Below are 14019 nucleotides of genomic sequence, written 5' to 3'. Positions count from 1 at the left end.
CACCGGACCTCGCAACGCGCGCCGCGCAGCACCACCCCTGTGAAGGTCACCATGCACCGCTCTCTCCGCTCGATCGTGACGGCCCTCGCCATCGGCCTCGTCGCCGCGATCGGTGTGCCCGCCGCCGCGCAGGCCTCGACGATCTACCCGCCCGTGGATGCCTGCTCCACCTCCTCCGCGACGATCGAGGCCGGCGCGACGATCGAGTTCTCCTGCGCGGCCGGCACGTTCGGCGCGAATGAGCCCGTCACGATCACCGTGACGGGCGAGAACGGCGCCGGCGTCACCTTCGCCTTCGTCCGGTTCGCGATCTCGACGGGCTCGGCGGCGCGCACCTCGGATGCCACGGGCGCGCTCCGCGCCGTCGGCATCACGCTGCCGCAGAACGCGTCGGGCGTCTACAACATCGCCGCGATCTCGCCGACCTCCGCCGGCGGGGCGGCGAGCACGTCGATCGTCGGCGCGGACGGCCTGCCGCGCACGGGCGGCGACAGCGGGCAGCTCCTCGGCATCTGGATCGGCGGCGGCGCTCTCGTGGCCGCCGGCGCGATCGTCTTGATCGCTCTCGCGCTGCGCCGCCGCGGCAACCGCGACGACTGACGCGCACCGGCGGAGCCGCCGGGTCGAGTAGCGTGTCAACGTGACCATTCCGCCGCCCGCGGCGACCGTCGGCCCCCCACGACGGCGATGGACGCCACGGCGCCCGTCGACCCGCGCGATCATCATCCTCGCCGTGATCGCGGCGATCGTCGTGATCGCCCTCATCGCCACGCTCGGCATCGTCATCACGCAGGGAGTGTTCCGCATGACGGCGCAGCCCCCCGCAGTCGGCACCGTCGTCATCGCGCCCGAGCAGTCGAAGGCCGTCCAGGCGCTCGACCACATCGACATGGATGCCGACGCCACCGCGGCCACGCAGTACCTCGGCGCACAGCCGACGGCGTACTGGCTCACCCCCGAGCAGGACCCGATCGGCACCGTCGGCGGCACCGTCGTGAGCCTCGTCTCGCAGGCCCGCGACCAGCGCAAGGCTGCCGCGATGGTCGTCTACGGCCTTCCCGACCGCGACTGCGGCAACCACTCCGCGGGCGGGCTCTCCTCCGAGGACTACCCGACGTGGGTCGCCGAGATCGGCGCGGCCCTGCGCACCGCCCCGGACGTGCAGAAGATCGTCGTCCTCGAGCCCGACAGCATCGCCCTCGCGAGCGAGTGCGGCGACATCTCGGCGCGCGCGGGCTACCTCTCCGCCGCCGTCGACGCCCTGAGCGGCACCGGCACGTGGATCTACATCGACGGGGGCCACAGTTCGTGGCACAGCCCGGACGACATGGCATCCCTCATCCGGCAGATGGGCATCATCGACCGCGTCCGCGGCGTCGCCACCAACGTCTCCAACTACCAGTCGACGTACGACGAGTTCGCCTACGCGCACGCGCTCTCGGACCGGCTCGGCGGCACGCACGCGATCATCGACACGTCGCGCAACGGCGTCGCGAGCGCCGGTTCGACGTGGTGCAATCCGCCCGGACAACGGGTCGGCGACGCGGGCGGGACCTTCGGCGACGACGTCGTCGACACCAACGTCTGGATCAAACCTCCGGGCGAGAGCGACGGCACCTGCAACGGTGGCCCGGCCGCGGGGCACTGGTGGCCGGAGGGCGCGGAGGAGCTCACGCGCGACGTGCGGTGACACCCGCCCGTCGCGGCGTGGCTAGACTGTGGCTCACCATCCGGCTCCACACCCCCCAATGGAGATCGTCAGGACCATGAGCGACCCCTCCGCGCCCCTCAAGACCGCCGTCATCATCGAGGACGATCCGGAGATCCGTCATCTCATCGTCGAAGTCCTCGAGGCGGCGGGCTTCTCGACCGTCTCGGTCGGCAACGGCATCGACGGCGTACGCGCCGTCGCGTCCTATCAGCCGTCGATCACGACGCTGGATGTCAACATGCCCGGCATCGACGGATTCGAGGCCGCCCGGCGCATCCGCGCGCAGAGCGACACGTACATCATCATGATCACGGGCCTCGAGGAGGAGGCCGATCTCGTCGTCGGCCTCGGCGCGGGTGCCGACGACTACATCGTGAAGCCCTTCCGCCCGCGCGAGCTGCGCGCGCGCGTCGACTCGCTCATGCGCCGTCCGCGCACGACGGTGCAGAACCAGCCGCCCGCGCCCCGCCAGGAGGTCGCGGGACCGTCGTTCCCGGGCGCCCGCCCCGGCGCCCGCACGCCCGACTACGGGGCGCCCGCGGCGTACGAGCAGTGGCCGCCGGCGCCCGCCCCCGCCGACCCGCCCTACAGCTTCGACGAGGTGCGGTCGCAGCCGGTTCCGCCGCCCGCGTACGCGCAGCCCGCGCCGCCCGCTCCCGCCGCGCAGCCCATCATCGTCCCGTCGACCGCCGGGCCGCAGTACACCGAACCTGGCTCCGACCTCGCCCCGATCGGCCACACCGCCGCCGAGGTCGTCGGCCCCGGCTGGGTCACGCACCGCGACCTGTCGGTCAACCCCGAGCAGCGCACCGCCGTCATCGGCGGTTCCGAGCTCGAGCTCACCCGCACCGAGTTCGATCTGCTCGCGACCCTCATGGAGTCCAAGCGGCGCGTCCGCAGCAAGGCCGACCTGACGCTCGTGCTCCGCGGCGAGTCCTACGTGACGAGCTACTTCGTGGGAGAGGCCGACAAGCGCGCGATCGAGGCGCACATGACGAACCTCCGCCGCAAGCTCGGCGACAACCCCACCAACCCGCGCTACATCGAGACGGTGCGCGGGGTGGGCTACCGGCTGACCTCCGAACGCGCCGCCTGAGCGGCATCCACCGCCGTCGTCAGACGGTGAAGCCCTGGTGGCGGCGCAGGAGCTTGAACGCCATCAGGACGGTCTGGATGACCGTGACGACGCCGACGATGGGCCAGCCGACCCACAGGATCGCCGACTGCGTCACGGGCGAGAGCATGTGCCAGATGACGGCCGCGGCGACGGCCACGACGACGAGCATGATGAACGGCACCCAGTGCCCGATGCTGCCGCCGCCGCGCTCCGCCTTCGCCTGCATCGCCCAGTTGTCGACCTTCTTGCGGGACAGGAAGCGCGTCCACGACCGCAGGAAGTGGCTGATGCGGATCCACATGAAGATCTCGGCGGGGAAGATGAAGCCCGCGAACATCAGATCTCGGGAGTCGCAGTTCTGCATCGTCCGCGCGACGCGCAGGTTCAGGAGCACGGCGACGACGGGCGGGATGAGCCACCAGGCCGAGAAGACGAACGCGTTGATCGACAGCGACGCGATGAGCAGCGTGAGGAACGCGACGCGCACGAACAGGTTCGTCAGCATCGAGAACTGCTCGAACCAGCGCAGTCGCAGGTTCGGGTGGAAGGGCTGGCCCTTCGTGTCGCCGCGCTGGCCCGGCCACATGAGCTCGATCGCCCCGTAGGTCCACTTGACCTGCTGCGCGTCGTATCCCTTCAGGGTCGTCATCCCGCCGACGTCGGCGCGCGCGAACGGGCTGATCTTGGTGAGGTAGCCGGCGCTCTTGATCTGCAGCGACAGCAGCGAGTCCTCCACCTCGCTGTCCTTCACCCACGGCGAGTTCTGGTGGTTCGCCTTCATGACGTCGCGCAGCGCCGTCGTGGAGAAGATCGAGAACTGCCCGCCGAGAACGGCCATGTTGCGCCCGCGCAAGAGGTTCTGCAAGTTGAACGCGGCGAACTGCGTGCGCTGCCCGGCGATGAGGAACTTCGCGACGAGACCCTGGATCGGCTTGTCGTCGATCGAGTAGATCGCCGAGATGCCGCCGATGCGCGAGTCGGAGACCGCCTCGGTCTCGAGGTACTCGACGGCGCGGCGATCGGCCATCGTGTCGCCGTCGACGCCGAGCAGGTAGTCGTACCCCTCGACGAGGGCGTAGCCGTAGTTGAGGGCGCCTACCTTCTTGTCGGGGTTCTTGCCGATGTCGTGGACGAACACCTCGGTGAACTGCTCGCCGAGCTCCGTCGTGATCTCGTGCGGGCCGGAGAACTCCGAGGCGATCTTGACCGTGGCATCCGACGTGTTGTTGACGACGACGTGGATGACGTCGGGCACACGGCTCTGGCCGAGGAGCGAGCGGAGGACGTCGGCGATCGACTCCTCCTCGTTGTACGCCGGCACGACGCACCCGATCGTGGAGCGGTGCACCGTCGAGTGCTCGAGCACCGACGAGAAGTCGTCGAAGTCCGCGATCTGCAGATCCTCCGGGTGCAGTGCCGCCTCGTGCGCGTCGAACGCGTACGACTTTGCGGGCGCCGGCACCGGCGCCGCGGGGATGCGCGGATCGGCGGACGGTCGTCCGGATTCGAAGGGCGTGCTCACGATGGGTACCTCGCGTCTGCTGTGCAGACCAGACTATTCAGTCGTCGTGTTCGGAGAGAAGATGGCGATCGGCAGAACTTGGTAGACGGTCTGCTGCGTGAAGCTCGTGTCGGTGTTGGCGGAGCCCTCCACCCAGATCTGCAGCGCGAACTGCAGCGTGATGCCGTAGGTGTCGGCCGGCAGCTGATGGATCGTCGTCTCGGGCACGAGGAGCCCGCCCTGGTAGCTGTTCAGGAGCAGCCCGCGGTCGGAGCGGAGCGTGTCGGTCGGCACGAGGGTGCGCGGGTCGGCCGAGAACTGGAATGGCGAGGTGATCTGCTGGGAGCCCACGGTCGACTGCGACACCTGCGAAGTGATGTTGACCATCGAGAGGTACACGCGCCGCTTCTGCGTCAGCACCGCCTTCTCGTCGACGCGGTGGTCGTAGACGTTGACCGCGAAGCCGAACGTCTTGTCACCGTCCGGTCGCCACTCCTGCGTGCGCTTCGGGTCGGCCGCCCACACGTCCAGGCGCACCTCGAGGCCGTCGGCGACGTCGGTCGTGAGCGACACCGACCCGTCGTAGGTGAACTGCGAGTCGAACGGCATGGTGGTCACGGTCGACGACGGGACGGGCGACGGCGTCGCGACGGCATCCTGCTGCAGACCGTTGAAGGCGCTCGCGAGCTGCGCGCACCCCGTGAGCGACGTCAGCAGCAGTGCAGCGGACGCCGTGACGGCGGTCGCGCGGACACGGGCGGAGGCGGAGGAAGCGGAAGTCACGTCGCAATGCTAGGGAGCGGACGCGCGCGCAGACGCCCGATTGCGGGAACCTCAACGGGTTCTTGACGTGATCTTGAGGTTCGGGGCGCTCTCAGCCGGTCTCGGGCGCTCTCCGGCCCGCTCTGCCGCTCGCAGGCCCGCTCTGCCGCTCTCAGGCCCGCTCTGCGTCTCTCAGCCGGCGGGAGCGGCGATCGCGACCGTGAGGGTGTCGCTCGCGGTCTGCTTGGCGTACTCGGTCGAGGTCGGCGTCGTCTGCACGAGGAAGTCGTAGTCGAACTGGATCGTCACGAAGGTCGCGTCGGCGGGCACGGCGCCCACGTTGAACGTGTTCGAGTAGCTGTACGGGGAGAGCACGAGGTATCCGGGAGCGACCGTCGATTGGTCGACCTGGGGGTCCAGCGGGGCGAAGCTCTGCGTCGCGTTGCCGGGGACCGCCGTCATCGTGGCGCGCTGCAGGTACACCTTCTGGCCGTCGTTGGGCGTGATCGTCGTGACCATCGAGAGACTGATGGGCTTGACGGCGGTGGCCGTCCACCGGTCCATCCGCAGCGTCGACCAGTAGTTGACCGTCGCGCTCACGGCGCCCGCGGTGAGCGTCCGCTCGGTGGCGCCGCCGGAGAGGTCGTTCGAGACGGGAGGGGCCACCGGCGACGAGCTCACGGTCGGCGTCGGCGAGCTCTGATCCTGCGTCCACGGCGCCGGTCCGCACCCCGCGAAGGATGCCGCTGCCAGCGTCAGGGCGATCGCCGCGGCCGCTCGGCGTGCCGGCCGCGAAACGGCGCGGGCCTCGGCCGACACACGTGCGTGCGTGCTGTCTCGCGTCATCCGCATGCACTCCTCAGGGCCGTCGTTACGTCGCGAAACATTTACATACTGGAAACCGCACGCGTTTGCAATTCGTCTGCCACCTAAGCAATACTCAGGTAAGCATCAGCTACACCATACCGCTTCACATCCTCCCCCCATCTGCGCTCCCGACCGGATTTACGGAACCAGTGGTAGTCGGTAACTACGCAGACCGGATTCGAAAGCAGGCACCCCCCATGAAGAACAAGCTCTCCCAGGCTGTCGCCGCGAGCATCATCGCGGTGGGCCTCCTGTTCGCCGCCCCCGCCGTCGCCCAGGCGTACACGCCGACGGGCCCGAACACCGTCACGGTCACCGTGACCTCCAACGGCCCCGTGCCGTTCACGGGCTTCGAGCCCGGCGCAAGTGTCACGTTCACTCTCGTCGGCGAAGGCGTCACCGGCGCCAACCTGGCGGCCGTGAAGTTCGCCGTCACCTCGGCGACGACCACCAAGACCGCCGACTCGTCGGGTGTCGCCACGGCGACCGTCAGCGGCATCCCCGCGGGTGCCAGCTGGACGCTCTCGGCCACCGGGGCCCGCGCGGGTTCCGAGGCCGGCGGCGGCTCGTCGACGCTCCCCTCCACGGGTGGCGACAGCGACTCGCTGCTCGGCATCTGGATCGGCGGTGGCGCGCTCGTGCTCGCCGGCGCCACGATCGCGGTGGGCGCATCTGTCCGCCGTGGTCGCCAGCAGGCCGGCGCCTGACGTACGACCTTCCACGAAGCCCCGCTCGGCTCTGCCGGGCGGGGCTTCGTCATGCCCGGCAGGGTGCGGCGCGCTCGGCGCGGCGCACACGGCGCGGCGGCATGCAGCGCGAGCGGTGGGCGGCATCCGTCCGGAACGCATCCGTCGAGCGCGACTCAGGCCGGTGACAGCGCCTTCGGCGTGGCGGTGACGAGGATCGGCAGGTGGTCGCTGCGCCCCTGCGGCAGCGTCGTGATCGTCTCGATCTCGAAGCCGACGCTCGTCGCGAAGTCGTAGTGGCCGCGGAAGAACTTGTACCGCGTGTAGGTGCGGGCATCGCTGAGGCTCAGCTCATATCCCGCCTCGCGGACCTTCTGACCGAGGTTCTCCTTGAAGACGGGGTAGTTGTAGTCGCCCACCATGAGGATCGGCAGGCGGTCGCCGAGCCCCGCCAGCTCTTCGAGCGCCGCCGTGATCTGCTTGCGCCGCAGCGAGTTGAGCGCCGTCAGGGGCGCCGCATGGAAGCTCGCGACGATGAGCTCGCGCCCGTGGTCGATGTCGCGCACGCGCACCGCGAGCATCCGCTCCTCGGCGGGCTTGAGCACGCGGTCGTGCAGGGACTTCTTCAGCGCGAGCGTCCGCACCTCGAGCGCCGTGAACGTGTTCGCGCGGAGGTACACCGCGAGCCCCAGCCGGTTGCGCGCGGTCGCATCGACGAGCTGCAGGCCGGCGACCTCGGCGGGGAGCGCGTCGGTCTCCGCCTCCTGCAGGCACAGGATGTCGGCGCCCGTCGATTCCACGAGATCGTCGAGCTCACGGATCGCCTTGTGCTTGTTGAGGTTGTACGAGATCACCTTCATCGTGCCGCCAGCCTAGGCCCGGAAGCCGGGGATCCGCCCAGTCTTGACACAGCGTTGCGTGGGTGTCGGACCGGCTGCCTCAGTCCGTGTCGAGCGAGCGATGCGCGCGGGTCTGCTCGGCGCGCGCGGCGAGCAGCTCGTCGGCGGGGTACCCCACCTCGGTGAGGGTGAGGCCGCGTGCCGCGAGCACCTTGATCTCTGCCGTGCGCACGCCCTCGTCGCGGATGCGCTCGACGTCGGCGGCATCCAGCCGCCCCTCGCCCACCGCGACGCAGGCGCCGACGAGCGCGCGCACCATGCTGTGGCAGAAGGCGTCCGCTCTGACGTTCGCGACGAGGATGCCGAGGTCGTCGCGCCGCCAGTCGAACTCCAGCAGCGTGCGGATCGTCGTCGCGCCCTCGCGCCACTTGCAGTACGCGGCGAAGTCATGGAGTCCGCGCAGGGAGCGCGCCGCGGCATCCATCGCGGAGACGTCGAGGCGGGCCTTCACGGTCGTCGTGCGGCCGCGCTCGAGCGGGTCGTAGGCAGTCGCGAAATCGGCCACGCGGTACTCGTAGCGGCGCCAGACGGCCGAGAAGCGGGCGTCGAAGCCGGGGGCGGCTTCCGCGATGCGGTGCACAGCGACGTCCGGGTACGGCCCGAGCACGCCGTTCAGGCGTGCGGCGAGCGCCTCGGGGGTCGGGTTCCGGCCTTTGCGCAGGCGCCCCAGCTGGGCCTCGGTGAGGTCGAGATGGGCGACCTGCGCCGCGGCGTGCACACCGGCATCCGTCCGCCCCGCGACGACGAGCTGCGGCTCGCCGCCGAGGACGCGGGCGATCGCCTGCTCGAGCACGCCCTGCACCGTCCGCAGCCCCGGCTGCCGCGCCCAGCCGCGGAAGTCCGTGCCGTCGTAAGCGAGATCGAGGCGCAGACGCACCCCGTCAGCCTAGCCCGGAGCGCGCAGGCCCCTTCCACGTCCAGGGTCGCGACGTACACTTGTCGTGCCGCCTCCTCCCCCCCCCGTTTCGACCCTCCTTCCGCCATGTCTTCATCCCCCGCGCCCCGCTACGCGGGACTCGACGGTCTGCGCGCCGTCGCGGTCCTGCTGGTCGTCGTGTACCACCTGTTCCCGGGCGCGTTCCTGCACTCCGGGTTCGTCGGCGTGGATGCCTTCTTCGTGATCTCCGGGTTCCTCATCACGTCGCTGCTGCTGCGCGAGCGGACGGAGACGGGGCGCATCGCGCTGCGCGCCTTCTGGGTGCGGCGCGCCCGCCGCCTGCTGCCGGCGCTCGCCCTCGTCGTCACCGTCAGCGCGAGCGCGGCGTGGCTCGTCGGCGGTGACGTGCTCGTCGGTCTCGGGAGGCAGGTACTGGGAGCGGCGACCTTCTCCTACAACTGGCTGTCGATCGCCGCCGGCACCTCGTACTTCTCGGCCGGGGTGTCCGGTGGGCAGCCCGAGCTCCTGCGGAACCTGTGGTCGCTCGCCGTCGAGGAGCAGTTCTACGTCCTCTGGCCGCTGCTGCTGCCGCTCCTCCTGCTGCTGCGCGGGCGCACCGCGCGCATCGCGCTCGCGCTCGCGTTGGCGGCGGGTTCGGCCGCGTGGGCGGTCGCCGTGCAGGCGGGCGGCGCGAGCATCACCCACGCCTACTTCGGGACGGACACCCACGCGTTCGGCCTGCTGCTGGGCGTCGCGCTCGCGTTCGCACTGGCGGGCAGTGCGCCCGGTCGTGTGGGCGCGCCCGTTGGTGTCGGCGCGCCGGGTGGTCTCGGCCGCGCCTGGGTCCCCCGCGCACTCGTGGTCGCCGGCGTCGCCGCACTCGTCGCCCTCATCGCCGTCGCCGCCTGGCCCGGCGGACTGGGCGGACTGGACGGCCTCGGCGGCGGGTGGAGCGCCTACCCTGCGGTCTCGCTCGCGGCATCCCTCGCCACGGCCATCCTGATCGCGGCGGCGGTCCACCCCCGCTCACCGCTCGGCGCGGCGCTCGACATCGCGCCGCTCCGCTGGATCGGCGAGCGGTCCTACGGGATCTACCTGTGGCACTGGCCCGTCGTCGTCCTCCTCGGGCAGGCGGCGATCGGTCGATTCACGGATGCCGCGGTGCCCGTGCCCATCGGAATCGCCGCTGCCGTCGTGACCGCCGTCGCGGCATCCCTGTCCTACCGGCTCCTCGAGCAGCCGGTGCGCCGTCTCGGCTTCGGCGGCGCGCTGCGCGCGCTCCGCACCCGTCTCGGCGGAGCACCCGCGCGGCGGTTCGGCGCACTGACGACGCTCGCCGCCGCCGCGCTCGTGGTGGGGGGAACGACCGCCGCCGTCGGCGCCGCCCCAGCCGTATCGTCGAGCGAAGCCGTCGTCGCGGCCGGCGCGCGGGCTCTCGCGGAGGCATCCGCCGCGCCGTCCGCCGCCGCGGGGCCTGCAACCGCGAGGCCTGAGGCATCGGGTTCGCCCGAGGATCCTGGTGGGCCGGGGCCGGGGCCAGCACCTGGGCCCAGGAGCGACGGGGCGTCGCCGACACCGGATCCCACGCCGCGCACCGGTCGGCACGGCAAGCCCCTGCCGCCACCGCCCGCCGAGGTGAGCGGCGACCGTATCACCGCCGTCGGCGACTCGGTCATGCTGGCGTCCGCCGAGGGACTGCTGGGGCGCTTCCCCGGCATCCAGGTCGACGCCGCCGTCTCGAGGTCGATGTGGGCGGGCGACGAGATCATCGGCGGCCTGTCCGCGCAGGGCGCGCTGCGCGACTACCTCGTCGTCGGGCTGGGGACGAACGGTCCCGTCGACGGCGCCGACCTGCAGGATATCTACGATGCGCTCGGCCCCCACCGCTCCCTCGTGCTCGTGACGGCCTACGCGCCGCGCGACTGGATCCCCGGGGTCAACGCCGAGCTCGCCGCGTTCGCCGCGACGCACCCGCGGGTCGTGCTCGCCGACTGGTCGCAGGCGATCGCGCCGCACCTCGACTACCTCGCCGGCGACGAGATCCACCCCGGCCCCACCGGCGGGCAGCTCTACGCCTCGACCGTCGCCGATGCCGTGGATGCCGCCGAGAACCAGCGCGCCGAAGTCGCCTACCAGGTCGCCCTCGTGCGCTGGGCCACGGCCCGCGCGCTGGCATCCGCCCCCGCACCCGCCCCCTGACCGCGCCGCGCCGTCGAACGCACCCCCTGTTGCCGAGACAGCCGGTTATTGCGCGTGCAGAACCGGCGCTCTCGGCGGGAAGCGGCGCGCTCGGCACCACCACCACCGCGGCACCCAGCCTGACCCGCGCCCCACGCGACGAAGCCCGCACCCGGAGATCCGGGGGCGGGCTTCGTCGCGTGGGCGAAGGCTTACTCGGCCTTCTCCTCCGCGGGGGTCTCGACGGCGTCGGCCGCGGCGGCCTCGGCCGCCTCGCCCTCGGCCTGCGACTCGGCACCGGCGTCAGCGGCGGTCTCCTCGACGGGAGCCTCCTCGACCGGGGCCTCCTCGACGACCGGCGCAGCCTCGGCGGCGGGCGCGGCAGCCTTCTTGGTGGCCTTCTTCTTCGGCGTCACGGGCTCGAGGACGAGCTCGATGCGCGCCATGGGGGCGTTGTCGCCCTTGCGGTTGCCGATCTTGGTGATGCGCGTGTAACCGCCCTCACGCTCCGCGACCTGCGGGGCGATCTCGGCGAAGAGGACGTGCACGACCTCCTTGTCGCCGATGACCGACAGCACCCGACGACGGGCGTGCAGGTCGCCGCGCTTGGCGAACGTGATGAGGCGCTCGGCGAGGGGACGCAGGCGCTTGGCCTTGGTCTCCGTCGTCGTGATCGCACCGTGCGTGTACAGCGCGGCGGCGAGGTTGGCGAGCAGCAGGCGCTCGTGGGCGGGGCCGCCTCCGAGGCGGGGACCCTTGGTGGGCTTGGGCATATCAGTTACTCCAGGTGGGAAGTGTCTCTAGAACCGAGCGTGACGCCGGATCAGATGGTCTCGTCGTCGTAGCCGCCGTAGAAGTGCGCGCCGTCGAACCCGGGCACCGAGTCCTTCAGCGACAGGCCGAGCGAGATGAGCTTGTCGCGCACCTCGTCGACCGACTTCTGGCCGAAGTTGCGGATGTTCATCAGCTGCGTCTCGGAGAGGGCGACCAGCTCCGACACCGTGTTGATGCCCTCGCGCTTCAGGCAGTTGTACGAACGGACCGAGAGGTCCAGGTCCTCGATCGGCATCGACAGCTCGCCGGAGACGACCTCGGCGACCGGCGCGGGGCCGATCTCGATGCCCTCGGCCTCGACGTTGAGCTCGCGGGCGAGGCCGAAGAGCTCCGTCAGAGTGCGACCGGCCGACGCGACCGCGTCGCGCGGGGTGATCGAGGGCTTCGCCTCGACATCCAGCACGAGCTTGTCGAAGTCGGTGCGCTCACCGGCACGCGTCGCGTCGACGCGGTACGACACCTTGAGCACGGGCGAGTAGATCGAGTCGATCGGGATCTGCCCGGCCTCGGCGTACTCGTTGCGGTTCTGCGTCGCCGAGACGTAGCCGCGGCCGCGCTCGATCGTGAGCTCGAGCTCGAAGCGGGCCGAGTCGTTGAGCGTCGCGATGACGAGCTCGGGGTTGTGCACCTCGACACCGGCGGGGGCCGAGATGTCGGCGGCGGTGACTTCGCCCGCACCGGTCTTGCGCAGGTACGCCGTGATGGGCTCGTCGCGCTCCGACGAGACCACGAGCTGCTTGATGTTGAGGATGATCTCGGTGACATCCTCCTTCACGCCCGGGATGGTGCTGAACTCGTGCAGCACGCCGTCGATGCGGATGCTGGTGACCGCAGCCCCGGGGATCGAGGAGAGCAGGCTGCGACGCAGCGCGTTGCCGATGGTGTAACCGAAACCGGGCTCGAGCGGCTCGATGACGAACCGGCTGCGGAACTCGCCGATCTTCTCCTCGGTCAGAGTGGGACGCTGTGCGATGAGCACTATGTGTTCCTTTCCATCACGTGCCCGCTATATGACACGTGCGATTGCATGAGGTGTTGAGTTGTGTAAGACGACGGCGGATGCCTCGGCATCCGCACACGCGTGTCGACAGGCTCAGGGGCATCCGAGACGTCCCTGAGCCTGTCGAAGAGTCAGACGCGGCGGCGCTTCGGGGGGCGGCAGCCGTTGTGGGCCTGGGGCGTCACGTCGTTGATCGAGCCGACCTCCAGGCCGGCGGCGGTCAGCGAGCGGATCGCGGTCTCGCGACCCGAACCCGGGCCCTTCACGAAGACGTCGACCTTCTTGACGCCGTGCTCGGCGGCCTGGCGGGCGGCCGACTCGGCAGCCATGCCGGCGGCGTACGGGGTCGACTTGCGCGAGCCCTTGAAGCCCACGCCACCCGACGAGGCCCACGCGATGACGGCGCCGGTCGGGTCGGTGATCGAGACGATCGTGTTGTTGAACGTCGACTTGATGTGGGCGTGGCCCAGCGCGATGTTCTTCTTCTCCTTGCGGCGCGGCTTGCGCGCAGCGGTCTTGGCCTGTGCCATGAGTTTCTCCTAAACCTGGGACCGCGCCTTAGCGCGCCTTCTTCTTGCCGGCGACGGTGCGCTTGGGACCCTTGCGCGTACGCGCGTTGGTCTTCGTGCGCTGACCACGGACGGGCAGGCCACGACGGTGGCGCAGGCCCTCGTAGGAGCCGATCTCGACCTTGCGGCGGATGTCTGCGGCGACCTCGCGGCGCAGGTCACCCTCCACCTTGTAAGTGCCTTCGATGTGGTCGCGCAGGGCGACCAGCTGGTCGTCGGAGAGGTCCTTGACGCGGATCGACTCGTCGATCTCGGTGGCCTTGAGGATCTCGGCCGAGCGGGTACGGCCGATGCCGTAGATGTACGTGAGGGCGATCACCACGCGCTTGTCACGCGGGATGTCGACGCCGGCAAGACGTGCCATGCGATGTCTCCTAGGAGTTGTGGAGGTGTGGAGCAGGATCGGTGCCCAGGCCTCCGCCCCGGGGTGTCCCCCGCTCGGCGTGCGAGCGGGATCTGAACCTGCCTGTTGTTCGTATTGAGTTATGTGTCGAGGGATGCCGCGGTCTGCGGCATCCACTCAGCCCTGGCGCTGCTTGTGACGCGGGTTCGACTTGCAGATGACCATGACGCGACCGTGACGACGGATGACCTTGCAGTGGTCGCAGATGGGCTTGACGGAGGGGTTGACCTTCATGATTTCTCTTCTCGCTGTCTTCACCGGGCCTTCGCGCGAACACGAAGGGGGTGTTACTTCTCGACCGGTCTAGCGGTAGCGGTAGACGATGCGACCACGGGTGAGGTCGTAGGGCGAAAGCTCCACGACGACGCGGTCCTCGGGGATGATGCGGATGTAGTTCTGCCGCATCTTTCCGGAGATCGTCGCGAGGACCTTGTGTCCGTTGGTCAGCTCGACGCGGAACATCGCGTTGGGCAGCGCCTCGGAGATCACACCCTCGATCTCGATGACTCCGTCTTTCTTCGCCATACGCTCGCTTACGCTCGGCAGACCGGCCGGTCTGCGGTGGATGGGATGGTGGTGCCGGAGACACGCCAATGAAGGCGCAAGGCACCAAAG

Annotated in this window: 16 protein-coding genes; 5 read left to right on the top strand and 11 right to left on the bottom strand. The window is 70.3% G+C overall.

All coding sequences use genetic code 11. The features are described from left to right. Positions 1 to 51 precede the first annotated feature (51 nt). The 3 genes from J0I43_RS10440 to J0I43_RS10430 all read left to right on the top strand — a co-directional run bounded on the left by J0I43_RS10440 (position 52) and on the right by J0I43_RS10430 (position 2807). Positions 52 to 600, top strand: coding sequence for a cell wall protein (locus J0I43_RS10440; RefSeq protein WP_292863039.1), 549 nt, complete (start codon positions 52 to 54; stop codon positions 598 to 600). 40 nt (positions 601 to 640) lie between these two features. After that, positions 641 to 1690: a glycoside hydrolase family 6 protein gene (locus J0I43_RS10435; RefSeq protein ID WP_292863036.1), complete on the top strand. Its 1050-nt coding sequence runs from the start codon at positions 641 to 643 to the stop codon at positions 1688 to 1690. A 76-nt stretch (positions 1691 to 1766) separates the two neighbouring features. After that, positions 1767 to 2807, top strand: coding sequence for a response regulator transcription factor (locus J0I43_RS10430; RefSeq protein ID WP_292863033.1), 1041 nt, complete (start codon positions 1767 to 1769; stop codon positions 2805 to 2807). Between the two features lie 19 nt (positions 2808 to 2826). Here the strand turns inward: J0I43_RS10430 and J0I43_RS10425 are convergent, their stop codons facing one another. The 3 genes from J0I43_RS10425 to J0I43_RS10415 form a co-directional block, all read right to left on the bottom strand. Then, positions 2827 to 4350 (bottom strand): glycosyltransferase, encoded by a 1524-nt coding sequence (locus tag J0I43_RS10425; RefSeq protein WP_292863030.1) that lies wholly within the window; start codon positions 4348 to 4350, stop codon positions 2827 to 2829. Positions 4351 to 4383: 33 nt separating this feature from the next. Then, positions 4384 to 5112, bottom strand: coding sequence for a fructose 1,6-bisphosphatase (locus J0I43_RS10420; protein ID WP_292863027.1), 729 nt, complete (start codon positions 5110 to 5112; stop codon positions 4384 to 4386). A gap of 171 nt (positions 5113 to 5283) precedes the next feature. After that, positions 5284 to 5937, bottom strand: coding sequence for a hypothetical protein (locus J0I43_RS10415; RefSeq protein ID WP_292863025.1), 654 nt, complete (start codon positions 5935 to 5937; stop codon positions 5284 to 5286). Between the two features lie 218 nt (positions 5938 to 6155). Between J0I43_RS10415 and J0I43_RS10410 the strand changes: the two genes are divergently transcribed. Continuing rightward, a complete protein-coding gene (locus J0I43_RS10410; RefSeq protein ID WP_292863022.1) occupies positions 6156 to 6665 on the top strand; it encodes an LPXTG cell wall anchor domain-containing protein in 510 nt (169 codons plus the stop codon). Between the two features lie 155 nt (positions 6666 to 6820). On the opposite strand, the gene J0I43_RS10405 is transcribed toward J0I43_RS10410, so the two are convergent. Beyond that, positions 6821 to 7504: an endonuclease/exonuclease/phosphatase family protein gene (locus J0I43_RS10405; RefSeq protein ID WP_292863019.1), complete on the bottom strand. Its 684-nt coding sequence runs from the start codon at positions 7502 to 7504 to the stop codon at positions 6821 to 6823. Positions 7505 to 7583: 79 nt separating this feature from the next. Beyond that, positions 7584 to 8420, bottom strand: a complete 837-nt coding sequence (gene truA, locus J0I43_RS10400) for a tRNA pseudouridine(38-40) synthase TruA (RefSeq protein WP_292863016.1) — start codon at positions 8418 to 8420, stop codon at positions 7584 to 7586. Positions 8421 to 8525: 105 nt separating this feature from the next. Here truA and J0I43_RS10395 point away from each other — a divergent pair, with 105 nt between their 5' ends. After that, positions 8526 to 10619 (top strand): acyltransferase family protein, encoded by a 2094-nt coding sequence (locus tag J0I43_RS10395; protein WP_292863013.1) that lies wholly within the window; start codon positions 8526 to 8528, stop codon positions 10617 to 10619. A gap of 191 nt (positions 10620 to 10810) precedes the next feature. On the opposite strand, the gene rplQ is transcribed toward J0I43_RS10395, so the two are convergent. The 6 genes from rplQ to infA form a co-directional block, all read right to left on the bottom strand. Beyond that, positions 10811 to 11371, bottom strand: coding sequence for a 50S ribosomal protein L17 (gene rplQ, locus J0I43_RS10390; RefSeq protein WP_292863010.1), 561 nt, complete (start codon positions 11369 to 11371; stop codon positions 10811 to 10813). A 50-nt stretch (positions 11372 to 11421) separates the two neighbouring features. After that, complete coding sequence (locus tag J0I43_RS10385; protein WP_196323697.1) at positions 11422 to 12411, bottom strand: DNA-directed RNA polymerase subunit alpha; 990 nt, start codon at positions 12409 to 12411, stop codon at positions 11422 to 11424. Positions 12412 to 12563: 152 nt separating this feature from the next. After that, on the bottom strand, positions 12564 to 12962 hold the full coding sequence (rpsK, locus tag J0I43_RS10380; protein ID WP_292863005.1) for a 30S ribosomal protein S11: 399 nt from the start codon (positions 12960 to 12962) through the stop codon (positions 12564 to 12566). A 28-nt stretch (positions 12963 to 12990) separates the two neighbouring features. Then, positions 12991 to 13365, bottom strand: a complete 375-nt coding sequence (gene rpsM / locus J0I43_RS10375) for a 30S ribosomal protein S13 (protein WP_292863002.1) — start codon at positions 13363 to 13365, stop codon at positions 12991 to 12993. A 156-nt stretch (positions 13366 to 13521) separates the two neighbouring features. Continuing rightward, complete coding sequence (rpmJ, locus tag J0I43_RS10370; protein ID WP_005050492.1) at positions 13522 to 13638, bottom strand: 50S ribosomal protein L36; 117 nt, start codon at positions 13636 to 13638, stop codon at positions 13522 to 13524. Between the two features lie 69 nt (positions 13639 to 13707). Further along, positions 13708 to 13929, bottom strand: a complete 222-nt coding sequence (infA, locus tag J0I43_RS10365; protein ID WP_028496510.1) for a translation initiation factor IF-1 — start codon at positions 13927 to 13929, stop codon at positions 13708 to 13710. Positions 13930 to 14019: the final 90 nt, after the last annotated feature.

Origin of the sequence: Microbacterium sp. (assembly GCF_017305435.1) — a bacterium.
GTDB lineage: Bacteria > Actinomycetota > Actinomycetes > Actinomycetales > Microbacteriaceae > Microbacterium.
This window is presented reverse-complemented; position numbering and strand designations above follow the sequence as displayed.